We start from the raw sequence: 25,690 nt of genomic DNA, 5'->3' as shown, positions 1-25,690 counted from the left end.
CATTTGCGGACCGCAGACGAGCGGGATCAGGAGTGGACCCCGACTCCAAGAAAGTCTGTGGGCTTTACGATTCTGATGCCACGGAAGGGGTCCAGTACGAGAAGATCGGCATCCCCCGTGACGATCCAGTCGGCACGACCGCAGACTGCCAACTCAAGCACCCGGTCGTCCTTGGGGTCGCGACAGGCCCGGATCGTCTCGGTGATCTCTACCAAGTGCGCGTCCCGGAGCAGCAGTCCAAGAAATCGTTCTCGCTCGCTCGGCGTGACATATCGGTCAAACTTCGGGCGAGACACCACGTCATGAAGTTCCCTCATCAAGGGGACTGATACGAGAATCTCGCCCGTGTCGTAGGCATGCGCGAGGGCCACTCCGGGCGTCGCATTCTTGGAGAGCATGGCACTGATGATCGCGTTCGTGTCAAAGACATATCGCATCACCTAGTCTCTCAGGAGCTCCTCCAGAATCTCGGGAGTCAAGCCCCGCGTCCGCGCGTTGCGCGTGATCTCCGCCATGACATCGTGGAGGGACTCTCCGGTCCGCGTGACATCACGCAGGCGAAGATTGAGGAGGAGATCCAGCTTGCGACGATCCTGGTCCGACGCGGCCCGATAAGCGTCGGCCAGATCCGGATCCACGGCGATAGTGATTGTGTCCGTCACTCGCGTCCTTCCTCCCGAGGTGAGCTCGTGGTCGGTTGCCTCCATAATAACGAATGGAATATAGCTCGGGACGGCCTCCCAAGGCGATGCCGGCGGAGTTGATTTCGACGCAGGCCGTCCAGCCATTCCGAGCCATGCCGTCAGGCTGTTGTGGCTGGAGTACCGGACGGTGCATCCAGACGGCTACCGGTACAGCAGTTGTCCACGCCGCAGCATGTGGGGAAGCGCCGGCAGTCGACCGCACTCGCCGTTAAAGAGCGCAGCGGCATCCGATAGGAGACCGGACGCAGCCAGCTTGCAGAAGGCGTCGCTGTCAATGAGAAGACGCATCGGCGCTGACCGTAAAGTCGAATCTATGGGCCGATCAGGAAGGCTCGCCGGACCCTCCCGGAGGTGAGTGGCGGTCCAGGAACTCGTCGGTGTGCTCGGGAAGGAGCAGGTTGTCGGCGATCGCCGCGATCTCCTCGGCTTCGCGCCACGCTTGCTCCAACTGCGCCAGTTCGCCTTCGAGCGCGCGCCGTTCCTGCTCTTCGTGCAGCGCCATCTCCAGCGCGAGGCGCGTGGGCTTGGGCATCTTACGGACCCATCCGGGCCCGGACAGCCGGACCTTCCTCCCGCGCCCGGGCGCAGGGAGTTCGCGCGCAATGGTAGCGGACCCGCGCTCGCTGGAATCGGCGATGAACCGATGCGGGTCGCCGTGGGATTCGATCTGGGACACCGCTTCCCGGATGTGGCGAGCCGCAGCGCCGGCGCCATTGACCAGGGGAAGGAGCGCGTTGATGGCTCGTCCGGCATCGTCGCCCTCGAACGAGTACGGGCCTTTCCGTGAGAGCGGTCCCTTGTGGATCTCGACGCGAAAGCCGGGTTCGTCGTCGTCGGCTCGTATCCGGGCGAATTGGGCGGCGTGTTCCCGTGCGAGCGTGTAGCGCGTGCCGTCGGAACGCCGGAACTCCGCTACATTGGCCTGCCTGTTCAGCAATCGTTGCACCGTCGCCAACGCCAGCCCGGCGGCGCCGCCGCTCAGCGCGGCTGCGCCAGCTCCCGCGATCAACCCGCCCGTCGCCAAGTTGATGGTCACGTAGGTACCGAGGTTCGCCACCACCCCCGCCGACCCAGCCGCGATCCAGCGCCGACGCCGGCGGCGGAACTGGTCACCGTAGCGCCAAGCAGCGAACTCGGGACGGAGGGGCTCGCCGATGCGGACCAGCTCGAGGCCTTCGGTGTGCCGAGCCAAGCCGACATTCTCGGTGGAAGTGCGGATCCGCGTCGCGCGGAAGAGCCTTTCGCAGGTCTCGACGGCCTCCCAGCGCTCTTCGAGGGGGGTGAGGTTCCAGCGCTCACAGCTGCGGCAAACCACCCAGAGGCGACCCTTCGCCGGATCGAAGGCAAGGCGACGGCCGACCGGGAAGGCCTCCACGACCTCGTTCGAGCCGAGGGGCTTCTTGCAGAACATGCAGGTCCGGTACACGGCGGTCGGGAACGCTCGGATTCAGGGGAGTTCGACGGGTATCATGTTCGCCCATCGCATCCTGCAACGGCAACGGTCAGCGAACCTTACGTACGTCCCGGTCCAGCTCCCGGCGTTGATCCAGCGGTAGATTCCTGCCGAGGGCCGACGTTCTCCTTGCCGTACACATCCGCGTGATGGCGTTGAACCACCGACTGCGGCACCGTCAAACCCTTCGGGCCAGTGATTCGAGCCGCTTGGAGATCTCCTGTCGAGGGAGGAAGACCGTCCTGTCGCCCTGCCAAGTCTGGAGCGCCTCGATCAAGAGGGATGTGGGGCACGCTCCGGCGGCGGCCAACTCGTCAATCACCCAGAGGACGCCGTGCACGCAAAGCCCCTCGTCGGTGGCGACTCGACGGAGTTGGGCGTCTCCCGTCAGCAGGATCCCCCGACGAACACGCGCGGTAACCAGACAGAAGCAGTCGTTCGCAGACAGGGCACGGTGGCGCTCCGCGAGCGCAACGGCCTGCCCGACCTCGGCCGGTGTCAGGTCGTGGGTGATCATGCCGTGGTCGTCGAGGTGCTTCCATTGCTCGTCGGTGACGTTGAGGACTTCAGAAACGCGTACAGGCAGCGGGATCACCAGTCTGTAGGGCAGCCTGTGAAGAACTTCCAGCAACTCACCCTTGCGGAGGTCGATCAGGCAGGAAGCGTCGTTGACAATGACACGTGTCAATGGATGGCCGGACCGGTGATCTGCCGCTCGACCGTGTCGAGGGACTCGTTGAGGAGAGTGGCCGCCCGGACCGGCGAGATCAGCTCCTCACCGAGCGCACGCCAGACAAGGCCCTTGAAGCGCTCGGGCTTCTCGAACGCCCCGAACCCCTGGTTGCCATCGATGGGTTCCGGTTCCGATTTGCGCCAGGAGCGGGCGAAGGTTCGAAACGCGCGCTGGACCGCGGCACGAGGCAGCACGCCGACCTGGCCAAGGCGTACCAGCATGGCCGCCGCTGATACACCGTACATGTGCTTGAGGCGGACGATTTCATGATAGGTGATGCGGCGGCGGCCTTCCCCGGTTTCCCGAATGAGATGTTGGCCCGGGACAAGGAAGGCGCCTGCGAAGCGGTTCATGGCCGCTTCCAGCTTGATCGCCGGGTTGCCGGTGGAACGGATGATCCTGTGCGCGAGTTCGTGGGCGAGGGTGAGGCGTTTGCGCTCGACGTTGGTCCGACTTGATACGAGGACGGCGTCCGCGACCGGCTTCCCCTCTCGCAGGACCTGGCAGGCCAGCCCGTTGATGCGCTCGGGGAGATCGTCCTCGATCACCTTTATCCCCTTGTCCTCGAGGAGGGCGCACAGGCTGGGCACCGGATCCAAGCCGAGGTCCCACGCGTTGCGAAGTTCATCGGCCCTGTCGTCGATCTCTTCGACATCGGTGACGCTGTCGTACCGACGGCCTTCGAAACGATCGCTCGCGGGCGGAATGCCGAGGACGTCTTCGATGGTCAGGTATCGCTCGAGGTTGTCGATCAGTACGGCTTCGGCCTTGGCGCGATCCCGGGCGGAGGTGCTGGAGTGCTTCCGGAACTCGAGGCCGTCGAGGACCTCGACCTGGGAACTCATGAGGAAATCCAGCGAGACGTCGAGAGCCTGCCCGAGACCGACCAGGACGGCCGAAGACGGCATCATCTTCCCCGCCTCGTACTTGCTGATGGCCTGAGCGGTGACCTTCGGATCCATCCGTTCGGCCAGCGCCCGCATGGACAGGCCGGCGCGTTTACGGGCGAGCCGTAGTCGTTGTCCAAACATGCCGTCCCCTCCTTTAGTATGAACGATGGTTGACAAACTGCGCTCATCTCCTCATCATGTCAACCATAAGTTGTTTCTTGATGTGATGTAGCCGCGGCCGTTACAGGAGGAACACCGCGGAGGGGCAAGGGCCGAGTTCGGTTCCGCCCCAAGCAAATGAACAAGCAGAGGGGGACCAAAATGGAATGGGGTACAGAGATTTTCGTGAGCGGTCGGCAGCACAAAGTTCCGGGCGACGTCGTCGGCTACCAGCAGATAGTTGACATCTGGAACAAGCTCCACGAAGCGGAGGGCAAGTACATCGAGGGCACGCCCGGGATCGACTACGAGAACGACGCGAAGGGCAAGAGTGCTGTTCTTCTTCCCAACGGGACCATTCAGGTCAAGGACGGGACGAGTTTCTCGGTTGATCCCGAGCATGTTTCTTGATGGACGACCGTCTCTCTGCTTTTGGGCGCCAGTGCGGTTTTATTGTCACAGTGGGATCTGACCTGCTGGACGCCGAGAATGTTCCCTGCCTCCTTAAGGATGGCGTCGTTGGTTCCTGCACTATCACTCAATCTTACGATCCCGAGACCGGCAAATCGAATAAACAGATCGGCAACGCGCCCCATGCCGTGCGAATCACCACTGACCAAGAGTGCGACGGGCGTGTGTACGCCGCGGACGGGAACCCGATCGGGGCCTATCTCGCTGGCGACGAAAAGACCTGGTCGGACATCTCTGTCCGCAAGGGCAGCCCAGACCGTCCGGAAGACGACGAGTCGGCGCGGGACTCGGTGTACCGCTACGCGAAGCGGATCGTCGGGGCCGTGGCCGCCTTTGACGCTGCCAAGACGACCTCCTTTTCGCAACCGGAGGAACCGTTCAAGATACCCAACGCCTTTGAGGCACGAGCGGGGATAGGGCCGGTCCAAGATCGGATCCGCGATCAGCGAATTGCGATCATCGGTTTGGGCGGAACAGGTTCCTACGTCTTGGACCTCGTAGCCAAGACACCCGTGCCGAAAATCCACCTGTTGGATTCCGATCACTTTGGCTGGCACACCTTCATGCGAGCACCAGGCGCGCCTACCGACGACGAGATCGAAGGCCAAAGAGAGAAGGCTTGGGGCAAAGTAGCGTATTATCGTGCGAAGTACGACGCGCTTCGGACGGGCATCGATGCGCACCCCGATTGCGTGGAGGACTCGGCTTGGTTAGCCGAGTTCCTCTCCCAGCATCCGGTCGACTATGCCTTCGTGTGTATCGACCAGCGGTCGGAAAGTGATTCACCGCGTCAGGATGTCGTGTACGCCGCGCTCACGGAGGCGGGCATTCCGTTCATAGACTCCGGAATAAGCATCACGGTGGAGAACGACTCGGTTCGCGGCGCGGTTACAACAAGCGCCTACGATGCCGGTTCGCTCGAGTGGCAGAACGCCATCCCGAACGCGAGGATCGCCAGCAATGCACCCGGCTATAGGAACGTCCAGCTACCGGAAATGAACGCGCTGGCAGCAGCGCTCGCGGTGATGGAGTGGCGGCGGCGCACGGGGCAGTATGTTTCGGAATCCAGATCGTTCCTCCATAAGTTCCGGATCGAGAGGCCGCACATTGTCACGCCGCGCGCCGCTGCTGAGGAGTGAACGTCGGTGAAACTCCGTCCTATGTTCGTAGAGGTGCTACCCGGCTTTGACACCATAAGAGCCGGTGAGATCTGGATCAGCCTCACGCACAGAACCGTCAACTTGCGTTGTCCGTGCGGTTGCGGTGATCTGACCGTTCTTTCTCTTCACCCAAGCCGGTGGCACGTTCATTTCGATGGCAAATCGGTCTCCCTAGGTGGCCCGACGGGGGGTTCGGTCTGGGCCAATTCCGGCTGCGGCAGCCACTACTTGATCAGAAACAGTACGGTGATATGGCTAGAAGGCATCGATCCGGATCTCCATGTGGAGTATGAAGACCGCGAGCGAGAGCGGATGATTGGATCTCAACCGAGGCGTCGGCGCTTCCGCTCATGGCTAGACTCTGTATTTCGTACGTTCAACCGGGACTAGTCGACCACCCATCATACTGGGGCGAAGGGAAGGGAGCATGAGCGAGGACGAAGGACGCAAGGCGATCAACACTGCGGCTGAGCTCTTGGCGGCCGCCGCCCGTGCCCGTGGATCGGACGCAGCGCGGGGGAGAGAGGAAGACTCCGCGGCAGTCGAGGGGCTGGGGCGTTCGATGGCCAAGCTGACCGCCAACTACGCGGCGACGCTGGAGAGGGTTCTTGCGTCGGTCCCGAAGGTACACTTCCCCACCGTCTCGCTGGGGAGGCTAGAAGGTCTTGTCGAGTTGCAGAGAACCATGGACGCGTACCAGCGGCGGTGGCAATCGCTGGCCCGACAGATCGTGCCGCCTGTGACACCCGGACCGGACCTTTCAGCCATCGCCGCATCGGTTCGGGTCCCGCGCCCCGCCGCGACGCGTGATGACGTAACCGCGCTGAAGCAACGAGTGATCGCGGGGGAACAACGGAACCGAGCGCTGGAGCAAGAAATCGTCGCGCTGAAGCAACGGGTCGACGCACTCGAAATGCAGCGGGTCTTCCCCCCCGACCCGGACTTCACTCACTAAACCCCAAGAACCGGCGGGGCGAGGAAGTATCGGGCGGCAGCGGCAAAGAAGGCGCCGATCTGCTGTCCGTTCCCCTGCCCGCCTTCTTGCCTCTCATCTTGCAACCGAAGGAAGAAACGTTAGACACATGCTGATAGATCCACTTCCCGCCAGAGTGCAACAGATGATTCGCAGCTACGAGAACGAGCTACATGAGTCCGTCAAGGCACACTACTCACCGTTCGACGAAGCACGGGACCCTGTCTCATGGAAGAGGGCCGATGAACGCTACCGGGCTGACGCTAAAGAGGCTCGCGGAAAGACGGAACGCGCGATTCGCGACTACTTCGTGGCGAATCCGGATGAAGCCAGGTCCGACTTCTTCTCCGTCCTCGTTCAGCCGTGCCTCAATCAAGCCGAGCTTAAGGCACAAGCATGGTATCAGGCGCAGGTCGTCCGGCGGGTGGGCTCAGAGTAATCGGCAAGGAGAAAATGGAGCTGTCCTCGCCTTCGCGGACGGCTGATTTGGGGCTTGATCACCTCCGGTGTGTACAAGTGCCGCCTCGCCGAGGTCAGCGCGTCAGACCGCGGTCCTCACGTCCTCTTTGGCTGGCGTTTTCTCCGGCTCCGGGGCTCCGCTGCCCAACTCCTGGGCGAGTTCTCGCGACAGGCCGGTGACGTGACACAGCGTGCGCATGAGCGCGGAAACGGGCACGATACCGGATGAATCGCTACGTTCCCACCGATCCGATTCGCACTATCCCAACCGGAGGCTTCCATGGCCAGTGCCGAGCAGCTCAAGGCGTTGCTGAGGTCGCATCTGGAGGGCGACAACGACCGATTCATCTCGGTCGCCATGCAGGTCGCCGCCCACGAAGCGAAGGTCGGGCACGGGAAACTGGCCACCGATCTGCGCGACATTATCGATAAGGCCAAGAGCCGCGGTGAGGCAGGATCCCCGGTCCCGATTGGTCGGCCGCGCGGGGAGCTGGCCAACCTGCTCCAGGTTTCCTACCCCAAGGCGCGGCTCGGGGACATGATCCTCGGAAAGGCCTTGGCAAGTCGCATTTGCCGGGTCGTTCGCGAACAGCGCCACGCCGGCGAGATCCTCGACCACGGCCTCTCGCCGAGGCGCAAGCTCCTGCTTGTGGGCCCTCCAGGCACCGGGAAGACGCTGTCCGCCTCCGTCCTGGCCGGGGAACTTCGTCTCCCCCTGCTTCAGGTTCGGCTCGACGGCCTGATCACCAGGTTCATGGGAGAGACCGCAGCCAAGCTGCGCCAGATCTTCGACGCCACCGGCCAGACAAGGGGCGTCTACTTCTTCGACGAGTTCGACGCAATCGGTTCGGAACGCGGGATCTCCAACGACGTGGGCGAAATCCGGCGTGTGCTGAACAGCTTCCTCCAGATGATCGAGCAGGACGACTCCCACAGCATCGTGATGGCAGCGACGAATCATCCAAAGGTGCTCGACCGGGCACTCTTCCGTCGCTTTGACGACATTCTTCACTTCGAGATGCCGGACGTCCCCCAAATCGCCGAGCTACTGCAAACGCGGCTTGGTCCGGCCGCCTCGCGGGACATCGCGTGGAGCGATCTCGCCGACTGCGCTATGGGACTGAGCTTCGCCGATGTGGCGCGAGTAGCAAACGATGTTCTCAAAGACGCACTGGTCGGGCAGCGGGCGCGGATCCGGGAGGAGGAGATTCGGGTCGTGATCGACGAGCTCAAGGCGGTCAGCAACAGGCTGGCGGAGCCAAACGCGTAGTCGGCGCACGGTCCCCACAATGGCGAACGGAAACGATGGGCGGAATCGGCACTTTATTCTCGAAGGCGTAACAGAGACCGTGCGTATTCCGACGAAGTCGACCACCCATTCCGAGCGAAGCCGTCCACTGGTTCCGTGGGGAGTCGTCCGGTGATACCGGGCGAATGCGGCCGGGGGCACGGGCGATCCTCAGCGACAACGTGCGCGAGTTCTGCGGTCGGGAGGACCATCACCCCTACGAGCTGTTCCTGCAGGCTCGAGGAGATCGAGCATTGGAAAGACCCAGGTGGGCCGTCCGCAGTCGAACGGGTTCATCGAGCGTTTCCACTGCACGCTCCTGGACGAACACCTCAGGGTGAAGGGAAGGACGACTTGGTACGAGTCGGTGGAGGAGATGCAGACTGAGGTGGTCCCAGTTTTTTGGACAACTGAACAGCTTAACTATCAGGCCGCCCTGCAGCTTGCCGATACCGACGAAGTCGTCCACCGATTTCGAGGGGCCCGTTGCCGCTAGAGTCCTTTCACCATGGGCCCGAAGACCTCGGAGAGACGATCCAGGCGACTCCGGAGCCACTCGTGCTGGTCCGGCCAACTGGAACGATCTTGTATGTCAGCGGTCTTGCGGACGTAGGCTCTCCACGTCTTCGTATCCTGTGGGTTGTCCCAGGTTAGGTCCTCGCCCAATTCTTCCCGGATCTCATCGGCATGGGCATGCAACCGAGCGTACAAGTCGTTGGCGTCGTGGCGCTTCACGACGAACTCGGCGCGCAACTCCCCGGAATCGTAGTTGCCATCCCGGGAATCCCACGTCGAAGTGATGGCTCGGATCCGGAATCCGGCGGCGCCGACCGCCATCTCCATCCAGGACTCGGAGTGTGGCTTGCGAGTACTGAACCTCGCCCCTTCCTCGGCGACATGATCGCAGAACGCGTGCCAGAACTCCAGGCGCAGCCTTTGGATCTCAGAAAGCTTGGGCGGTAGGGGGTCGAGCCAGTCATTGGGCTGCGACACCACGTTGAACTTCGGCGCAACCGCAGAGTCACCGATCCTCCAGAGTTCGATCTCCAGCCCGAAGAAGTTGATGCGCCGATCGGTCACCTCGTTGAGCCAGTCGAGGGTGGCCCTATGCTGTTCCCTCACCCTGCGAGCGATCCATACGATGGTGACGGCCTGCAACCCCGCCGCGTATGTGAGCAGCTGGCCCAAGTGCGAGTGGTCCGTCCGCTCGAGCTGGTTCTCCACGAGAACCCAGGAATCATCAGCCGTGCTCTTGTACAGAAGGTCGGCCTGAAAGGGACCGACGGGTTTCTCCCCCGATTCAAGCTCCAACTCAAGGCCGATCGTGTCGCCCAGGAGTTGGGTGTTTTCCTCGCGTGCGAGCCAGCGCGTGAAGTCCGTAGCCTCGTTCTTCCAGCAGTCGCGCAGGTCCACGGGCTCGAGTCGCGCGAGGGCATCGAACCTAGGCATCTTCTCGGTCATGGGTGACATCCCCCAGCTTCTCCGTTTGGGAAGGCTGCTTCGCGTTCGCTAGGCCCGGTTCGGGGATCTTCTCAACCCTAAGACTCAGGCCGGCATGAATCGCCCACAGCCGGCTGTCCCCGATTCGCCTCAGGACTCAATCGAAGAGCACGAGACCGAGAACACCACCACGGCCTTATCTCGTACACCAAGCCGCGCCAAGAGGAGAGGGGTTGACAACAACCTCGAACCCTTAGAAATTCCAAAACTGGAGCCGGGAGTGGTGCCCGGAGAGGGTCTTCTTGATCCTTGGTGCCGCAACTGGCTCCCGTCTTTTAAGGAGGGATAGGTTACTCCTCATAACGGAAATGATCCTTCCCCATCGTACGGATTCCCCAAAATCTCACGCCATCCTCATCCCAATCGAAGGTCTTCTGTCGGATGATGTCCGCATATCGCTTGATCGTCGCAAGGTAGGGGTCACCGCGCGGCTCCTGCCGATCAAGCCCCTGCTCGTAGTAGACTCTGAGAATGTAGGCGCAGAAGTCTGCTAGTTTGATACCCGGCGTGATCTCCGAATCCACAAACAACACCCCAGGCACGATCCGCGTCATCGCGCGGCCTTCTGCCGTACGGAAAAAGAAGCTGGAGAAGCACTTGTCGAGTCTGATGTTCTCGGAGGGAGAGCGCCCGTCGAAGACCACCGTCGCCATACGTCCGGTCTCCTTCCTCTCGATCAGGGTGTCGACCCTCTCCAGGATCCATCGGTGTTGGGTCTGGAGGAAGTCATCTCCGCGGTAGATTGGTCTGTCCGGGCGCTCCATCACCATAGCGAAGATCGTAACATCAAGGTTCCGGATGAGATCCATCACGGAGTCCGCGTACACACGTTTTCGCCGGATCGAAGGCAAGGCGACGGCCGACCGGGAAGGCCTCCACGACCTCGTTCGAGCCGAGGGGCTTCTTGCAGAACATGCAGGTCCGGTACACGGCGGTCGGGAACGCTCGGATTCAGAGGAGTTCGACGGGTATCATGTTTGCCCATCGCATCCTGCAACGGCAACGGTCACGCACATGATGGCGGTGGAAGACCGGGCCTCCAAGGGCTCCGCTTTTTCGAGGGACAGGGGGTGAAGGTCCAGGCGGGTGCTGAACAACGACGGCGGGAGTTCTGCGGGCGCGGTCGAACGGGTAGATCGAGCGCTTCCATCGCAGGCTCCTGGGCAAGCGCGTGAGGGTAAAGGGGCGGACGACCTTGGGTACGAGTCCATCGACGAGATGCAGCCTGATCTCGCCGCCTACATCGAGACCCATAACCGGAACCGCCCGCACTGCGGCCGCGCCATGGCGGACGCCGTACCAGGTGTTCACGAAGGGGAGCCGGAGGCCCAGGAGCCGGAAGAAGTCCACCAAGAAGGAGGTGACGACCGCCGTCTGAAGCGGTGATCTCGGCAAGGTCGGGTGTCAGGTGATTACCGTACTCGTACACTCTGTCCAGCAAACCGGGATCATTACACCCAGCTCCACCTGGCCGTCCCGCCTCCGCTCAATTCTCCTCTGCCAGCCACTCCTCGCCAAAACCAGTGGCACGCCCCCGAGCCACTGCCTTCTGATACGAAGTGAGTATACCTCGCTGAAGACTACGGACCGACTGCGGGCTCTTTAACTCGCGCTTGTAGTCAAACGGATGATCAGACCTCTCTCGTTCCTCCATCTCTGCGTTGAAGTCTATCACGAGATCGTCCAGAACACGGCCAAAACTTCTTCGAAGCTTACTTGCTCCGTTGGGTTCAGAAATGAACTCGGATGGTCGTTGGCAAAACGCTCGTCCCGTCTCATCCGTTTCTAACGCGATCCTAAGCAGATAGAGCAGAATGAATTGGAGGAGGCGATACTTTGCCATGACTTCGAGCGTGATGTTTGGAAGTACATCGAGTACAGCTCGGTGAGCTTGTTGCAGCGACACGAGTCTGTCCGCAGTGACCTCCGGACGCGCGAATATGTCGCCATATAGTTCATCGAATAACTTGTAACTCTGATGACAAGACCATGGTTGTTTGACGTCAAAAGCAAGAAGGATCCTTGCGGCATCTTCATTGGTTAGCACATCGGAACCGGTCTGTCGCTCCCCCCGCTTGATCTCGTAGAAAATGTCGGGATATTTTTCCCGCATCTCGTTCTGGAGGCGACGTTGGATCAGGTTATTTGACTGTAGATCTCGGGCACTGATGGAGTTTTGATTATTGCTGTGGCGAGTGATGCGTGCGGCCAACTCGCTGTCCGGTGCAAGTTGTATGAGCCTTCCCAACAATCTTAGGTCGCTACTTATGGTGTCCCGGTTCTCGAAGAGGCTCGTAATGCTCTGGCAGCCATTCACGATCGAATATCCCGATAACGTAATGCGATCCGATTCGTGTTCAAGTTGCGTCGTGAGAATAGTCAAGCCATTGTGATAGAGAAGGAAGTTTTTGTGCTCCGCTTGGTCCTTAACACTCTGTGCGATGGCTTTGTTGACCTTTGTCCTCCCTAGAGATTGTCGGACGTTCCAGTCGAACAGATCGCCACTTCGAATCCCGTTTAGTGATACAAGCTCCGAAGCCAGCAGTGGTGCTACAAGCACTCTAGCCGCAGACGTCCGATAATCAATCACATCGAAGCCGGAGACATCGAAACGCGCTTCGCTCGCCACGGGCTGGGAGGGGCCCACGGACACATATCCCTCGGACAAATAATCGGCGTCAAACACAACCACGCGATCGTTGCCGGCTGCGAAGCTGCGCGCATTGTCATCTGCGGGGGCGTTAGTGACGAACACTCCCCGAACCTCGTAGCCGTCTTGGACCTTTCCCGTTACACCCTCTGACTCGAGACGATTCTTCAGCTCAACATTTCCGGTTGTTGCGACGAGATGCTCGATGGCGGCCGACGTGTCGAACTGTGCGAGAGTCCCGGCCAGTTCGCGGAGTGGACTATCGCCAATGGTCCTAGCGGGATTCTGGATGATCCGTGCTTGGAGAACGTCAATCCGTTCGAGATTGTCGTCCACGTAGATGCCGTCGACTCCCTTGTCGTCAGGACCATCGCAGACACAATCCTGCGCGGCGAGTTCTTCAAGGCGGAAATAGTGTTCAAGAAACCACGCCAAGAAGGCTCTGCTTTCGGCGCGCCCTTCGGCCGTATGGGCCCGACACTCGTCGAGGAGTCCGGGATACGTAAGATCGGGTGTCTCTGACATTGAACCATCTCCGTGAATTGTCTTCGCGAGGAGCCCGGAGGGGTGTGCGAGGTGGGTTAGAGGGTTTTGGGCAACATGTGCACAGATCATGCTATCGGACTGGTCGCGGTTTGACAACATTGGGTGAGACTGGAGCTGTCCCGCTTTCACGGACGGTTGATTTCTGTGGTTGATCACCTCCGGTGCTGCTCCCGTCAGTCCCTCTCAGACGAGAGAGAGCGGCTCGGGGTGCGCGCCTGCGGTACGCCTCAGGCCGCATGGTTCCTCTCGTAGCTGGCCGGCGACTCGTAGCCGAGGGCCGAGTGAAGCCTGCGCGTGTTGTAGAAGCCCTCGATGAAGCCGAACACCTCTCGCCGGGCCTCGGACGCCGTACGGAACGAGCGCCGCCAGATCAGCTCGCACTCCAGCGTCGCGAAGAAGCTCTCGCACATGACGTTGTCGTACGCGTCGCCCGCCGAGCCCATGGACTGCGCGATGCCCGACTCGCGGCAGCGCTCCCCGAAGGCGAGAGAAGTGTACTGCGAGCCCCTGTCGGAATGATGCACGACACGACCCTCGGGACGACGACGTGCGAGAGCCATCGCCAGCGCGGCCTCGACGAGCTCGGTCCGCATGTGCGTCGCCATGGCCCAGCCGACGACGCGGCGGCTCCGGACGTCGAGCACGACGGCCAGATACAGCCAGCCAGCCCACGTGGGCACGTAGGTGAGGTCGGCCACCCACAACCGGTCGGGCCCCGAGGCCGAGAAGTCACGGTTCACCAGGTCCGGCGCGGGCGACGCCTGGGTGTCCCTCTTCGTCGTCGCCGTCTTGAAGCGCCGCCTGGTCGCGCCCTCGATCCCCAAGCCCCTCATCAGCCGCCCCACGCGCTTCTGGCCCACCCGCTCGCCCCCGGCCCTGAGCGCCGCGTGGATCCGCGGACGACCGTACGTCTCGCCGCTGCCGGTCCAGATCGCCCCGATCCGCGCCTCGAGCTCCGCGTCCCGCCGCGCACGCGCCGAGGGCGGACGCTTGAGCCAGTCGTAGTACCCGCTGGAGGAGAGACCCGGCACCCGGCACATCGCCGCCAGAGGAAACTCGGCCCGGTGCGCCTTCATGAACGCGTACCCCCGTTGGGGATCGATCCGCTCTCCCTCGCGAACCAGGCTGCGGCTTTTTGTAAGATGTCGCGCTCCGTCCGAAGCCGCTTGTTCTCACGCTTCAGGCGCGACATCTCCCTGCGCGCCTCCGTCGTCAGCCCGTCGCTCCGCTCCCCCTCGTCCAACTCCGCCTGCCTGACCCAGTTGCGGATCGTCTGCTCCGAGGGCTCGAACTCCCGAGCCAGCGAACCCGGGCTACGACCCGCCCGCGCCAGCTCGACCAGCCGTTCCCGGTACTCCCGCGGATACCGCCCCGCTCTTGCCGCCACGACACACCTCCTTGGTTGGCCCAATGGAAACGTGTCCGTGAAGGCGGGGCAACTCCAATCAAATCAGGATTGCACGATTCACTTCTCACGAACGCGTTGCGTTCGACCTCACACGCCCCTAGCCTAGGGGAGCACAACGGTCGATGTTGGGACGGTGTGCGAACAACTAGAAAGGAGGCCATGCGAACTAGCAACAGATCGGCTCACCGTCCATTCACGGGTTCGATGACCGTTTAGGTGTGTGTTGCCTCCGAGAGTCCACACGAAGCCACTTGAACGTTGGAGGGATCCTGATCGGTGCCGAGTCGCGAGAGCTACAACGTCGTCAACTTGTTTGTGGGAGGAGGTGGTCTCGCCTCCGGGCTCACTGATGCTGGGTTCCACACCCTGCTAGCTGCCGATGTCGCTGAATCATCTAGGGACACGTTTCGCCTCAACCATCCAAGCGTCCCGTTTCTCCACAAAGACATTCGAAGAGTGTCCAGAGCCGACATCGATGCAGTAGTCGGCGACCGCCCTGTCCACCTAGTGGCCGGCGGTCCTCCGTGTCAGGGATTTTCGACGATCGGCGATCAACGGCTGGGCGACGCCCGCAATCATCTGTTCACGTCGTTCGTGCGCGTGGTCCAGTGGCTGCGTCCACCATGTTGCCTCTTGGAGAACGTCAACTACCTCCTGACTCAGTACGCGGGGCGTTACGCACGCGAGATCAAGTCTGCCCTCCAGACGATCGGTTATCGCGTCTACATCGCAACTTTGAACGCGGCAGATTTCGGCGTACCACAAGTACGCAAACGGACCTTCTTTTTTGCCACCACGCGCCAAGATTACCGGTTCGCTTGGCCAGATCCCACCCACGGGCCACCCGGGACTGCTGGAGTCCTTCCCTACGAAACCGTTGGCTCCACGATCATGGATCTTGCCGGACTCTCTGAGGCGGACGCGCCCCCTAATCATTCACCACTCCGACATGGGGACATCGTACGTCGGCGCTACGAGCTTATTCCAGAAGGCGGTCGCCTGCCCCCACCCTCCGAGCTGCCCCCTGATCTCCGGCGGAAGAACTTCGGCAACACGTACAAGCGGCTTTGCCGCAACAAGCCATCGCTGACTCTCGTCCCGGGAAACAACGCTTTTCCCGTCCACCCCACGCTACACCGGAGCCTGACACCGCGAGAAGCCGCACGACTCCAAACCTTCCCAGACACCTACGTCTTCACCGGCAACCGTGCTGAGCAGTGTCGATTGGTTGGGAACGCTGTTCCCGTAGAGCTCGGTGCACACATTGGTAGCTCCATCGTCGCACACCTCCAGACTCATCGGAAGGTGGCGACTCCTCAAGCAACGGATGCATCGCCTGCGATTAATCCTGAGCCCGACGCCAGCCGACGCGACAGGGCTGAACCCGCACTAACTGCAGTCAGCTATTTCACTGGAATTGGCGGACTGCAGCTAGGCTTTCTTTCGGCCGGCTACGAGGTTCTCGCTTCTTACGATCGCAAGTCCATAGTTGCTCTCAACATAGTCCACAATTTCCCAGATATCCCTCATCATCACTGTGACATTACCACTCTCGATCCTGATATCCTCAGAGAGCATACACAAGGCCGACGCGTGGATGTGGTCTTCGGGGGGCCTCCATGTCAGGGCTTTTCAATCTTCGGGCGACGGCGGTTCGTCAACACCAAGGGTCATCGGCCCGAAGACGACCCTCGCAATGAATTAGCTCTAGCCTACATTCGCCAGGCGATTGCATTGGCCCCCAGTGTGATTCTTATGGAGAACGTCAAGGGCTTCCTCTCTACTTCCCGCCATGAGACCACCTACCTTGCAGCGGTGCAGGAGCTACTAGATCGTGCGGGGTTCGTCTTCGATCACCGCGTACTCAACACAGCTGACTACGGAGTGCCGCAAAAGCGCGAACGCGTATTTCTTGTCGCTTGGAGGCCACATCTGGAATTCCGGTGGCCCCAGCCCAAGTACTTTGCCAATCCCCGTCCATGGCAGCGTCCCTACAGCTGTGTAGGAGATGTTATTACCGATCTCATGGATCCGGAGACGATTGGCCGCGAATTCAGCCACGTTCCGATGAAGCACAAGGAGCTTGTTGTCGAGCGATACAAGTTAATTCCAGAGGGTGGGCGACTACCCGTTAGGGACCTACCCGACCACCTGTTACGAGGCTACAGAACCGATCGCGTGCAAAACTTCAGCCACGTATACCGGCGGCTCTCGATGGATCAGCCCGCGACCACCATGATCCCGGGGCATAACGCGTTCCCCGTCCATCCGAGGCTACCGCGAGCGTTAACGGTCCGCGAGGCTGCGCGGATTCAGACTTTCCCCGATTCCATACGTTTCCGAGGAACTCGACAGCAGCAGTGCATGCTGGTAGGTAACGCTGTTCCCCCATTGATTGCCGAACAGCTGGCGCAGAGCATAGCGAAGACGGTTCGAGATGTCTATCAAGAGCCGGGCTATAACCGTGACATCTACGATTTGAGAGCAGAGAAAGCTGAATGCCAACTCACGATGAGTTTGCGTACGCCGTAGCACAAGAGGTGGTAGGTACCATTCGTCAAGGTAGTCACCCATGGGCCGACATCTTTTCGGTTGATTCACATGTGACATCCTCAAGGGGCTGGCCGATACCGGACTTCGTCATTTCCGACAACGGTAACCGGTTGACGCTCGCGGCAGAATTCAAACCACCTCATCAGAGCAAGCGCGAGTATCTCACAGGCCTAGGACAAGCCGTTGCTTATACGCGAGATTTCGACTATGGATTTCTAATTATCCCTCAGGCCGCCCGAGACGGCTATCGAATTTCTGATCACGTTGAAGCGGTGTTGAGCCAACGCGAGTTTACTGATCTGCCCGTCGGCTTGATCAGCTACGACTCCGCGACGATTTCGATAGATGCTGCCGGAATCACGGTTGCCCGCTTTGCGCCGGCTAGGGGGCAGCCGCCCACCACTCGTGCGCGGCTCGGAACTAGCTTCTATGCGAAGTGGAGAGAGCTTAGCCCAGAGGAGATGGCGTGTTATCTCCGCTATCTTTATGAGGAAGGTCTGGCTGCAACCTCTGGTTTGGAGACGATTCGAGATCGTGCGTTTGCCCGGTTGTGGGATGACATCCAGGCCGGCAAGCTACATCACTGGGGCGGAGGCATCCGGAATGCGGCAGATAATCCGAATAACTATACAGCGTGGAGAAAGAACTACAGCAACTTCATGGCGCACATCGGATGGATAGCGCCCGACGGGGCGCTATCGGAGAATGGTTTTGAGGCGTTCCAGATCGCGCATGTGTATGGCTCGAGTGCGGTCATGTTCACGGACTATCTTGCGAGAACTCTGCTGACGCTTGGCAAGCATCTCATTCTGCTCAACGCGATAGAGGAGCATCAAGTGGAAGCCGGCCCGTTTGCGGAGGAGCAGGCTTGGCTCGATTCTGTCGAGGCCCACCTTGGGGACAAAGGACTGCTAAAACGGAATGTGGGTCGGGCGCAGGCGGCGGTTGCGGGATCTCGCCGCCAGTTTCTGAAGGCCGAGAAACAGCTGTGGAAAAAGTTGAATCTAGTTGTTCCACGCGGGAACCGAGTTTACCATCCGGGACGAGGGTTTGTGTTCAACTGGACTCGGATTACGAGCCTGATAAGCCCGTGACGGTTATCGCTGCTGAGAGGTCAATAATATGGCGTCCAACAGAGGAGACGTGGTTGACGCGTGGGGAAGCCGCTGCCTTCCATGTGTGCGTGCAGTGAGAGGGATTCGACTGGGACCCGGGGCCGCAAGGAGCTCGAGGGCTGGATGCGAACTCGCACGATCCGGGAACCCCGCTTTTCGGCCCGACGGCAGAGCTTTGAGCGAGTGTACGAAGGCTCGGTCGCTACGCGCGTACGAGCGTCCGGTCGATTCGCGTCCGCAGCCACCGCTCACTGAGTTTCGCCACACCCGGCTCATCCGAGGAACGTCCTGATTCTCCGTGCCAAACCATCGGTATCTCCCTTGGTCTCGCATTCCCAGATCACGAGCACACTCCAACCGGCCGCTCGCAACGCGGCCTCGGTGCGCCGGTCGCGCTCCACGTTGCCGTCCAGCTTGTGCCGCCAGTAGTCGCTACGCGTCTTAGGTATCTGGTTGCCCGTACAACCTGGATGCCGGTGCCAGAAGCAGCCATGCACGAAGATCGCCTTACGGCGCGGCCCGAAAACGAGATCGGGGCGGCCGGGAAGCTCCTTTGCGTGAAGGCGGTACCGGTATCCCATCCCGTGAACCAAGCGCCGGACACGCATCTCAGGATTGGTGTCCTTGCCGCGAATCCGGCTCATGAGCGCACTTCGCTGGCGCTCCGTTAGTGAATCGAACGTGTTCGTACTCCTTGGTTCGTGGAGCCGCTGCGGGGAAATGGGTTAGAACGGCATACCGACAACGGTGTAGCGGTGCTGGCCCTTGAACAAGGGGCTTGCCCAAACCGGCCCACGCACTCGGTGGCCATGCGGCTTCGCTCTCAGCGGGGCGCGGGTCAGATGAGGCACGATGCCACGTGATCTCGGATGGGTTGCAGGCCGGGATGGTCGGCCACGCATGACGTGATCACGTAGACGGCCCAGTCTTCGGCGATCGCGTGCTGTCGGGCGAAGTCGCGGGGGATGTCGTGGGGATCACGCGTCGAACGCAACTGCTCCAGGGTGGCGGCCAAGCGGCCTGCCTCAAGGCGGGCCAAGCGGGCGAGCGCGTCGCGATATGGGTCGGTGAGAAGCGCACCGAGGACCCAGGTCTCCGGTGGTGAATCGCCGGGCAGCCGAAGGCACGATTCGGTGGAACTGAGGCCTGAGGCGTTCGACCAAGCCGTGAGTTGCCTGTCGGTGGTGTCGCCATCGAGCACGCAGATGGCCGGGCCGTCGAGCCGGGCCTGGCGATGGTTCGCGAGCTGCGCGACGACACGGTCCCCGCTGCCGACCGGTACGATCCTGACGCGTGCGCGATGTTCGCCTGGGAGCGCCTGGTCGACGAGAGTCTCTGCGAACGTGTCCTCGACGTATACGGTCAGTTCGGGTTGTGGCGTTCCGGTCATGCTGTACATCGCTTGGCGCGTCGTCGGTGCCGCGCTGACGCGATGGCCATCGGGCTCGCGTTCCACGAGCAGGCGCCCCTCACGGGGCAAGGCGTCGATGATGTACTCCGAGTGCGTGGTGCAGACAACCTGCTTCTTGTCCGTGGAGACGAGAAGCGTGAGTTCGCGAATCAGGCGTTCCTGGGCTTGTGGATGAAACCCGTGTTCGATCTCCTCAATCAGCAGGAGGCCGCCGGCAGGGAGACGCTCGAGGGCGGAGAGTATGGCGATAGCGGAGGCTTCGCCCGATCCCATATCGAAACCGGTGTAGGAAGCGGCGTTGTGGCAGTGGGCGAGGGGCATGCCACCGTCGGTGTGAACTTCCACTGAGCTGTACGGCTGGCCGAGAATGGCTGAAATGGCCCTAGTGGCAGACGTGGAGAGCCGTGTGATCCGGGGGGAGGATGCGCCAGAATGACGCCGCCGGAGCGAGCCGAGTTCTGCGGGAGGGAGAATGCGGGAGAGCGAGACGAAGTCGATGGCGCGTTCGGGAAACCGCACGGCACGGGACCGGCCGGGATCGGGGAGGTTGGCCCACCGACTTTTTTCTGTTCTGAACCTGGCAATCTGAAGGTCGTCTCCCTCGAGTGTGTAGTCGAAGCGAACAGTGAGACCGGCAGGCGTCGGATCACTAGGGCGGCGGAAGAAGAATTCGTCCCAAGCAAAGATCATGCGGCGCAAGCGGCGGCGTGCAGCAGGGATAGGGCGCGGAGACCTACGCCACCCGTCAGGGCGTGCCGCGGAAAGCGCAGCCAAGCCCAACAACGTGCTCTTGCCGGCCCCGTTCCTACCACAGATGGCGGTAATGGGGTAGTCGAAGGGCGCGTGGATGTTCCGGATGCCTCTCAAGGGCGGCGGGCCTTCGAGCGTGATTCCCTTGAGCAGCGGGTGAGGAAAGCTTGCGCTCGGTTCGCGCCAGAACGTCAGGAGACGCCGCTCGGCGTCATTAAGGTGTCGACCGGGCATCCGTGTCCTCAGCCAAGAGATCAGTTTGGTGCTCCACTTCCTCGGCGGGCGTGTTCGTCGCGGCTGAGCCGCCCGCCGTGACGAACGCCTCGTAGCCTGGGCAGAACGTGCGGAAATCGCATCGGCCGCACTTTCCACGCGTTGCGCCCGAAGTAGGAAAGTCGCGTTTCTGCAGCCGTTCCCTCAGCAGGCCCACCGTATCGGAGAGTTTGGCTGCGGCTTCGCGCTGGGCTTCCGGGTCGACCGCGACCTTGATCCACTCGTCGCGGCCGCTCGTCCTGAGTTCGTCTGGAAGCGGTCTGGGTGAGAGGATGCGGGCAGTTGCGACTGCGGGCTCCATGTCGAAAGCGTAGCTGACGCCGACCGCGTAGAGTTGGAGCTGTTCCAGTGCCGCGTCCACGGTCTCTTCGTACTCCTCCATTGTGCGAATGCGGCTCGCCTTGAAGTCGACGAGCCCGATGATCTCCCGCTGGGAAGGGAGAGCAGAGTCGTCTGCACGCTCGAGGAGGTCTACGACGCCGACGATTAGCGCGCCGGATTCTCGGTCGATGAGTTCGAAGGGCTTTTCGGCGGCACGTGCACGGGAGAGGGTGTCACCGGCGCGTTCGACATATCGGACCAAGGCATCGCTGGCCGCGCGTTGGAGGATATCGAAGGGCTTGCCCCGTGTGTAACGAAGATGAAACCGTTGTACGACGAGTCGGCGGATGACATCGGGAGTGATAGTCTCGCCGCGGATCGCCATGTTGTGCACTTCGGCAAGGATGTCATGAATGCGCTGGCCGTATCCGAACTGTTCGCCGACGCCCGGGCTAAAGTCCATGAGCGCTCGCAACTGATATTCCCTCTCGCAGCGCCGGAAAGCGGCCAGGTCGGAGTAGGTGGTCCGAAGCAGGTTGGAATCTGCCGGAGGAGTGGCCTCGATGTGCGCGTGTTCAGGCGGTGCGCTCCCCAGGGGAAAGACGCAGTCGTGATCGATCTCACGGAAGTATGGGGTGGGTCTGGTGCCGTGCCGGTCTAGCGATGAAACGTGCAGGAACTTGGCGCAGCGGGTCAGCGCTACGTACCAGAGCCTCCGTTCGCCGTCGTCGCCGCCAACGTAGGGTCCGGGGTCATAGGATTCCGACGGCAGGAACGTCTCTGGCGGTCTGGTGCGCAAGCTGCTCGGGAATACCCGAGAGGAAATGCGGGGGAGGAAGACAACAGGCCACTCGAGGCCCTTGGCAGCGTGTACCGTCATGATCTTGACGGAGTTCAGCGCAGCCAGTTCGCTGACGCCGCCTTCGTCTACGTGACGCGTAGCCCAGTTGGACAGGAAGAGGACGAGGCTCTTCAGCCGGGCGGGTGTGATCCATTGGTGGACGGACTCGAATTGCGTGAGCAGATTGCTGAAGGCACCGAGGTTGAACATCGTGCTTTCTGGCCAGGAGTCCGCCCTGGCACCGAGTTCCCGCAGCATTTGTTGGAAGATGTCCTGCGGGTAGATCCTGGCGCCGAGGCCGCGTGATCGCTCGGTTCGGGCGACGGCGCGTTGACCGAGTTCCGCGCGTTTGCGGTCGAGCCAAGAGAGCAGGTGCGTAGAGTTGGCGGACGGGCCGAGGCGCCTGTTGTCGCGAAGCGCGGAAACGGCGCGGCGTACGAATTCGCGGGTTTCGGCAGTGGACAGCAGGCGGATGCCTCCGGACTCGTTCGGTAAGGCGAAGTCGGCTCGTGCGAGGAGCGAAAAGGCGGCCTGGACGAGACGGACTTCTTCGTTGTCGAAAAGGCCGCCCGTGCCGGTGACGACGACCGGTATGTCGCGGTCGCGCAGAGCCTCGGCGAAAGGCGCGCCAGCGCTGCGAACGCTACGCAGGAGGATGGCCATGTCGCCGTAGTCAAGGCCGCGCTCGGTCCCGTCGTTCTCTCGAAACCGAGTGCCGCGGATGACTTGGATGCGATCAGCGACCCACTGGGCTTCGGCTTCTTCGGATGGGAAAGTCTCCAGAAGTATGTCACCTGGGTCGGCGAAGCGTTCCTGGAGCGAACCGTCGGCGGCTCCTATACGTGCCTTGGGTTCCTTGTTTATGCGCTTCGAGACCCGTCGGACAGCTTCGTCGGCGATAGAGACTATGGCATGGGTCGACCGGAAGTTGTCCTCGAGGCGCACGACACGGACGTCCGGATACTTTTTCTCGAAGTCGAGGATGTTGTCGACCTTTGCGCCCCGAAAACCATAGAGGGCTTGGTCGTCGTCTCCGACGACCGTCAGGCTGGGATTGCGCCCCCCGTCGGTGAGCAGGCGGATAAGTTCCTCCTGCCTGTCGTCGACGTCTTGGTACTCATCCACGAAGAGGTGCTGGAGTTCCGCCCGAATCTCCCCCAGGACGGCGGAGTTGGATTGGAGGAAATCGATCATCCGGTCGATGATGTTGTTGAAGTCGAAGAAGTAGTTCGGATGGTCATGGGCGATCTCGCGATAGCGGCGCACCGCGCTAGCGAGGACGGTGTCGCCGATGTTGTCGATGTCGATCTGTTGCTGGTGGATCACGTTCAGCGTGGCGAGAAACGTGCTCAGGGTCTCGCCATACGTGCGGGAACGGGTTCGGGTACGGAGCCGATCGAGACCGATGCCATCGCCGCCTGGGAACCGCACGAAGTTGGCGGCGATGAGAGCCGCCTGACGGGTCTCGTCCATGACCTCGAAAATCCGGCAGCGGGGATCTCGTTTGCGGAGGATCTGCAGGCAGTAGGCGTGAATGGTGCCGACGTACATGTCGCCGAGCGCGGGCTCTTCGGGGATAGCCTCCTCGACGCGCCGCCGGATGCGGTGTTTGAGTTCGGTGGCAGCGTGTTCGGTGAAGGTAAACGCGACGATGGATCCCCGCGGAACGCCGTCCTGGACCATGCGGGCGGCCCGACATGCCAGCGTTTCGGTCTTGCCGCTGCCGGCACACGCAAGTATGAGGAGGTTGCCTGAGTCGAAGGTGACGGCCTCGCGCTGGGCGTCGGTGAGTTGCATCAGGGAACGGCTTGGATGGCGGTGCGGAGCGCGGGCGCAAGGGCGCGCATCAGCGCGAACGGAAGTGCGTTGCCTATCTGCGTTGCCACGACACCGGAGCCGCCGAAGAACGAGTATTGTCGCGGGAAGGTCTGGATGAGGGCGGCTTCCCGCGGCGTGATTGCCCGGTCCTGGTCTGGATGGGCGAACCTGCCGCGGGTGACATCCGTACAGCCGGTAGTGAGTGTGGGCGCAACGTCGTCCCAGGCCATGCGGCCGTAGACGTCCGGATAGGAGTTGGGCTGCTTGTGACAGCGTAGGGCAAGGGACTCGGGAAGGGAACTGCGGCTGCCTCCGTCCTTCGGGATGGCACGTAGGCGCTCCAGGGCGATCGCTTGGTGGCGGCGGGCTGCGTGCAACGGGTCGGTAGGGTCGCGTTCGCTGGCGGCGAGTTCGGGGAGGCAGGCGATGGCGTCGCGGACGGTGCGGCGCCTCCCGACGGGGGTCAATGCGTCCGGCAGCGTCGGCGGTTGGGGACCGCGGGACGCCATCAGGACACAGCGGACACGGCGCTGGGGGACCGCGTAGTCGGCGGCGTCGACGCGTAGGGGTTTAGTGAAGGCGTAGTCGGTTCCGCAGACTTCCTTGAAAGCGTCGAGAAGGTGACAGTGACGCTTGGCTGCCAGTCCGGGAACGTTCTCGACGAAGACGACTTTGGGACGCAATGCAGCAACGAAGCGGGCGGCGTCAACGAGCAGATCGGAGCGCCGGTCGCCGAGCCGGTGACGATTCTGACTGCTGAACGGCTGGCAGGGAGCGCAGATGACAACAAGGTCGAGGTCTGCTCCGCGAAGGCACTCACGCTCTAACAGGGCGGGGTCGAGCTGGCGGATGTCCTGCTCGAAAATGCGCACGGTTGGGTGGTTTAGCCGGTAAGTAGCGCAGGCTGCCGGATCGTTGTCGACTGCGGCGAGGACTCGGAAATGGGCGGCCTTCAGAGCCGCGGTTGCCGAGCCCGCGCCCGAGAAGAGATCGATTGCCCTGGGCCAGGGCTTATTGGACATCTTTGTACACTGTATTCAGATTCACTCTTTCCTCGTCTGTGAGCTTCTGAGTCCACACGGGGCCCGAAGCTCCGCGCGGCATGACGTCACCGCCGTCGACCCGACTCCGCTTTGAATGAAGCTGATCCACCGGGGTCGGTCAAGATGCGCGGCACCAAACTGCTGCGCACGTCGCTGAGGTTCTCGAACACGGGGCCTAGCGCCCTCTCCCTCACGATCACCCGCTGGCCACGCCCATGCACTCCAGCGCGGCCCGAGTGACAGCGCGCTGCACAGGCGTGTACGGTCGGCATGTGTCACGGCAAGAAATCCGTCTCAGTTCAACTGCGACCCACGAAAGCGCGATCCTCCAATACGATCCGATCCATGCGGCCGGTGGAGCCATTTGGCGGTTTGTCGTGTGAGGTCGCTCCCCATGGGGTCGGAGGGAAAGGGATTCAAGTCAAACGACCGGGGAGCGTGGGCCCGGGTAGAGTTGGCGAAGCACCGTCCCCTGCGGGGCCGCTGCTTCACCGAGCTCGCGCCCGGGACGGGCGCTCGGGTGAACTACCGAGGCGACTTGGTCGTCCGTGAGGTCGGGCCGGGATCGGACCTACGGCGAGGGTTGGATCCGATGGCTTGAATAGTGGGCCCGGGTAGATTTGAACTACCGACCTCACGCTTATCAGGCGTGCGCTCTAACCAGGCTGAGCTACGGGCCCCGAAGAAGACCGGCGCGCGACCGTTCCGTGCTGAGGGAGGGTCGGGCGCCGGGCGGACTCCATCCTATGGGTGCGGCGCGGTGGGTTCAAGTTTCCTGGGCACCGGGGATTCCGCTCTTGGGCTCGTCATCTCCCGCCGGGTGTCATTCTCGATCGCAATCGACAGTTGCCACCCGCAGGTCGACCATGACGACCCTAACCATCGGAGGGCCCGTTCCCGGCCGTGGGCGTGCTCCACATTGGGCCAGAGAGGGAGCCGATCGAGGCTTCATGACCGGGGAGCGTGGGCCCGGGTAGAGTTGGTGAAGCACCGTCCCTTGCAGGGCCGCTGCTTCACCGAGCTCGCGCCCGAGACGGGCGCTCGGTTGAACCACCGACCTCACGCTTATCAGGCGTGCGCTCTAACCAGGCTGAGCTACGGGCCCTGAAGAAGACCGGCGCGCGACCGCTCGTTCGTGACGGAGGGTCGGGCGCCGGGCGGGGTCCATCCT

At 61.9% G+C, this 25,690-nt stretch carries 21 protein-coding genes, 2 tRNA genes and 1 pseudogene; 9 read left to right on the top strand and 15 right to left on the bottom strand.

What is annotated here, in order from left to right; genetic code table 11:
* Positions 1 to 26 precede the first annotated feature (26 nt).
* From ACN9M6_RS07845 to ACN9M6_RS07825, 5 genes are all read right to left on the bottom strand, one after another.
* Positions 27 to 437, bottom strand: coding sequence for a putative toxin-antitoxin system toxin component, PIN family (locus ACN9M6_RS07845; RefSeq protein WP_419163728.1), 411 nt, complete (start codon positions 435 to 437; stop codon positions 27 to 29).
* A 3-nt stretch (positions 438 to 440) separates the two neighbouring features.
* Positions 441 to 662 carry a hypothetical protein gene (locus ACN9M6_RS07840; protein ID WP_419162376.1) on the bottom strand — a complete coding sequence of 74 codons (222 nt, stop codon included), beginning with the start codon at positions 660 to 662 and terminating at the stop codon, positions 441 to 443.
* Between the two features lie 364 nt (positions 663 to 1,026).
* The gene (locus tag ACN9M6_RS07835; RefSeq protein ID WP_419162375.1) at positions 1,027 to 2,115 is read right to left on the bottom strand and encodes a hypothetical protein; all 1,089 of its coding nucleotides are present in this window, start codon (positions 2,113 to 2,115) and stop codon (positions 1,027 to 1,029) included.
* Positions 2,116 to 2,335: 220 nt separating this feature from the next.
* Positions 2,336 to 2,845, bottom strand: a complete 510-nt coding sequence (locus tag ACN9M6_RS07830) for a PIN domain-containing protein (RefSeq protein WP_419162374.1) — start codon at positions 2,843 to 2,845, stop codon at positions 2,336 to 2,338.
* Positions 2,842 to 3,921 (bottom strand): helix-turn-helix domain-containing protein, encoded by a 1,080-nt coding sequence (locus ACN9M6_RS07825; protein WP_419162373.1) that lies wholly within the window; start codon positions 3,919 to 3,921, stop codon positions 2,842 to 2,844. Before ACN9M6_RS07825 ends, ACN9M6_RS07830 begins: the two co-directional genes overlap by 4 nt.
* A 204-nt stretch (positions 3,922 to 4,125) precedes the next feature.
* Between ACN9M6_RS07825 and ACN9M6_RS07820 the strand changes: the two genes are divergently transcribed.
* The 7 genes and pseudogenes from ACN9M6_RS07820 to ACN9M6_RS07790 all read left to right on the top strand — a co-directional run.
* Positions 4,126 to 4,350 carry a hypothetical protein gene (locus ACN9M6_RS07820; RefSeq protein ID WP_419162372.1) on the top strand — a complete coding sequence of 75 codons (225 nt, stop codon included), beginning with the start codon at positions 4,126 to 4,128 and terminating at the stop codon, positions 4,348 to 4,350.
* Positions 4,350 to 5,549: a ThiF family adenylyltransferase gene (locus ACN9M6_RS07815; RefSeq protein ID WP_419163727.1), complete on the top strand. Its 1,200-nt coding sequence runs from the start codon at positions 4,350 to 4,352 to the stop codon at positions 5,547 to 5,549. The genes ACN9M6_RS07820 and ACN9M6_RS07815 overlap by 1 nt, the downstream gene beginning before the upstream one ends.
* A gap of 21 nt (positions 5,550 to 5,570) precedes the next feature.
* The gene (locus ACN9M6_RS07810; protein WP_419163726.1) at positions 5,571 to 5,960 is read left to right on the top strand and encodes a DUF6527 family protein; all 390 of its coding nucleotides are present in this window, start codon (positions 5,571 to 5,573) and stop codon (positions 5,958 to 5,960) included.
* 37 nt (positions 5,961 to 5,997) lie between these two features.
* On the top strand, positions 5,998 to 6,525 hold the full coding sequence (locus ACN9M6_RS07805; protein ID WP_419162371.1) for a hypothetical protein: 528 nt from the start codon (positions 5,998 to 6,000) through the stop codon (positions 6,523 to 6,525).
* A 163-nt stretch (positions 6,526 to 6,688) separates the two neighbouring features.
* Complete coding sequence (locus ACN9M6_RS07800; RefSeq protein WP_419162370.1) at positions 6,689 to 6,982, top strand: hypothetical protein; 294 nt, start codon at positions 6,689 to 6,691, stop codon at positions 6,980 to 6,982.
* Between the two features lie 300 nt (positions 6,983 to 7,282).
* Positions 7,283 to 8,272: an AAA family ATPase gene (locus tag ACN9M6_RS07795; protein ID WP_419162369.1), complete on the top strand. Its 990-nt coding sequence runs from the start codon at positions 7,283 to 7,285 to the stop codon at positions 8,270 to 8,272.
* 185 nt (positions 8,273 to 8,457) lie between these two features.
* Positions 8,458 to 8,786: pseudogene (locus ACN9M6_RS07790) on the top strand (integrase core domain-containing protein); the annotation flags it as partial.
* On the opposite strand, the gene ACN9M6_RS07785 reads toward ACN9M6_RS07790, so the two are convergent.
* From ACN9M6_RS07785 to ACN9M6_RS07770, 4 genes are all read right to left on the bottom strand, one after another.
* The gene (locus tag ACN9M6_RS07785) at positions 8,783 to 9,751 is read right to left on the bottom strand and encodes a DUF4268 domain-containing protein (RefSeq protein WP_419162368.1); all 969 of its coding nucleotides are present in this window, start codon (positions 9,749 to 9,751) and stop codon (positions 8,783 to 8,785) included. The pseudogene ACN9M6_RS07790 and the gene ACN9M6_RS07785 overlap by 4 nt on opposite strands.
* A 329-nt stretch (positions 9,752 to 10,080) precedes the next feature.
* The gene (locus ACN9M6_RS07780) at positions 10,081 to 10,599 is read right to left on the bottom strand and encodes a DUF3800 domain-containing protein (RefSeq protein WP_419163725.1); all 519 of its coding nucleotides are present in this window, start codon (positions 10,597 to 10,599) and stop codon (positions 10,081 to 10,083) included.
* 677 nt (positions 10,600 to 11,276) lie between these two features.
* Positions 11,277 to 12,965: an AIPR family protein gene (locus tag ACN9M6_RS07775; RefSeq protein WP_419162367.1), complete on the bottom strand. Its 1,689-nt coding sequence runs from the start codon at positions 12,963 to 12,965 to the stop codon at positions 11,277 to 11,279.
* A 248-nt stretch (positions 12,966 to 13,213) separates the two neighbouring features.
* Positions 13,214 to 14,373 (bottom strand): IS3 family transposase gene (locus ACN9M6_RS07770; RefSeq protein ID WP_419162366.1). Its coding sequence is split into 2 segments (ribosomal slippage): positions 13,214 to 14,115 and positions 14,115 to 14,373, totalling 1,161 coding nucleotides; the frame shifts between segments, so codons are not numbered across the junction.
* A 297-nt stretch (positions 14,374 to 14,670) separates the two neighbouring features.
* On the opposite strand from ACN9M6_RS07770, the gene ACN9M6_RS07765 reads away from it, so the two are divergent.
* Together ACN9M6_RS07765 and ACN9M6_RS07760 are read left to right on the top strand one after the other, a co-directional pair.
* Positions 14,671 to 16,926, top strand: a complete 2,256-nt coding sequence (locus ACN9M6_RS07765) for a DNA cytosine methyltransferase (RefSeq protein ID WP_419162365.1) — start codon at positions 14,671 to 14,673, stop codon at positions 16,924 to 16,926.
* Entirely contained in the window at positions 16,893 to 18,041 is a 1,149-nt protein-coding gene (locus ACN9M6_RS07760; RefSeq protein ID WP_419162364.1) for a hypothetical protein, read from the top strand. The genes ACN9M6_RS07765 and ACN9M6_RS07760 overlap by 34 nt, the downstream gene beginning before the upstream one ends.
* A 293-nt stretch (positions 18,042 to 18,334) precedes the next feature.
* Here the strand turns inward: ACN9M6_RS07760 and ACN9M6_RS07755 are convergent, their stop codons facing one another.
* The 6 genes from ACN9M6_RS07755 to ACN9M6_RS07730 form a co-directional block, all read right to left on the bottom strand.
* Positions 18,335 to 18,784, bottom strand: coding sequence for a very short patch repair endonuclease (locus ACN9M6_RS07755; RefSeq protein ID WP_419163724.1), 450 nt, complete (start codon positions 18,782 to 18,784; stop codon positions 18,335 to 18,337).
* A 116-nt stretch (positions 18,785 to 18,900) separates the two neighbouring features.
* Positions 18,901 to 19,794, bottom strand: a complete 894-nt coding sequence (locus ACN9M6_RS07750) for an ATP-dependent nuclease (RefSeq protein ID WP_419162363.1) — start codon at positions 19,792 to 19,794, stop codon at positions 18,901 to 18,903.
* A 643-nt stretch (positions 19,795 to 20,437) separates the two neighbouring features.
* Positions 20,438 to 23,455 carry a UvrD-helicase domain-containing protein gene (locus tag ACN9M6_RS07745; protein WP_419162362.1) on the bottom strand — a complete coding sequence of 1,006 codons (3,018 nt, stop codon included), beginning with the start codon at positions 23,453 to 23,455 and terminating at the stop codon, positions 20,438 to 20,440.
* Positions 23,455 to 24,498 carry a DNA cytosine methyltransferase gene (locus ACN9M6_RS07740; protein ID WP_419162361.1) on the bottom strand — a complete coding sequence of 348 codons (1,044 nt, stop codon included), beginning with the start codon at positions 24,496 to 24,498 and terminating at the stop codon, positions 23,455 to 23,457. The genes ACN9M6_RS07745 and ACN9M6_RS07740 overlap by 1 nt, the downstream gene beginning before the upstream one ends.
* Positions 24,499 to 25,124: 626 nt before the next feature.
* Positions 25,125 to 25,199: transfer RNA gene (locus ACN9M6_RS07735), tRNA-Ile, on the bottom strand.
* Positions 25,200 to 25,542: 343 nt separating this feature from the next.
* A tRNA-Ile gene (locus ACN9M6_RS07730) sits at positions 25,543 to 25,624 on the bottom strand.
* Positions 25,625 to 25,690: the final 66 nt, after the last annotated feature.

It is taken from the genome of Candidatus Palauibacter sp., assembly GCF_965197445.1.
GTDB lineage: Bacteria > Gemmatimonadota > Gemmatimonadetes > Palauibacterales > Palauibacteraceae > Palauibacter.
This window is presented reverse-complemented; position numbering and strand designations above follow the sequence as displayed.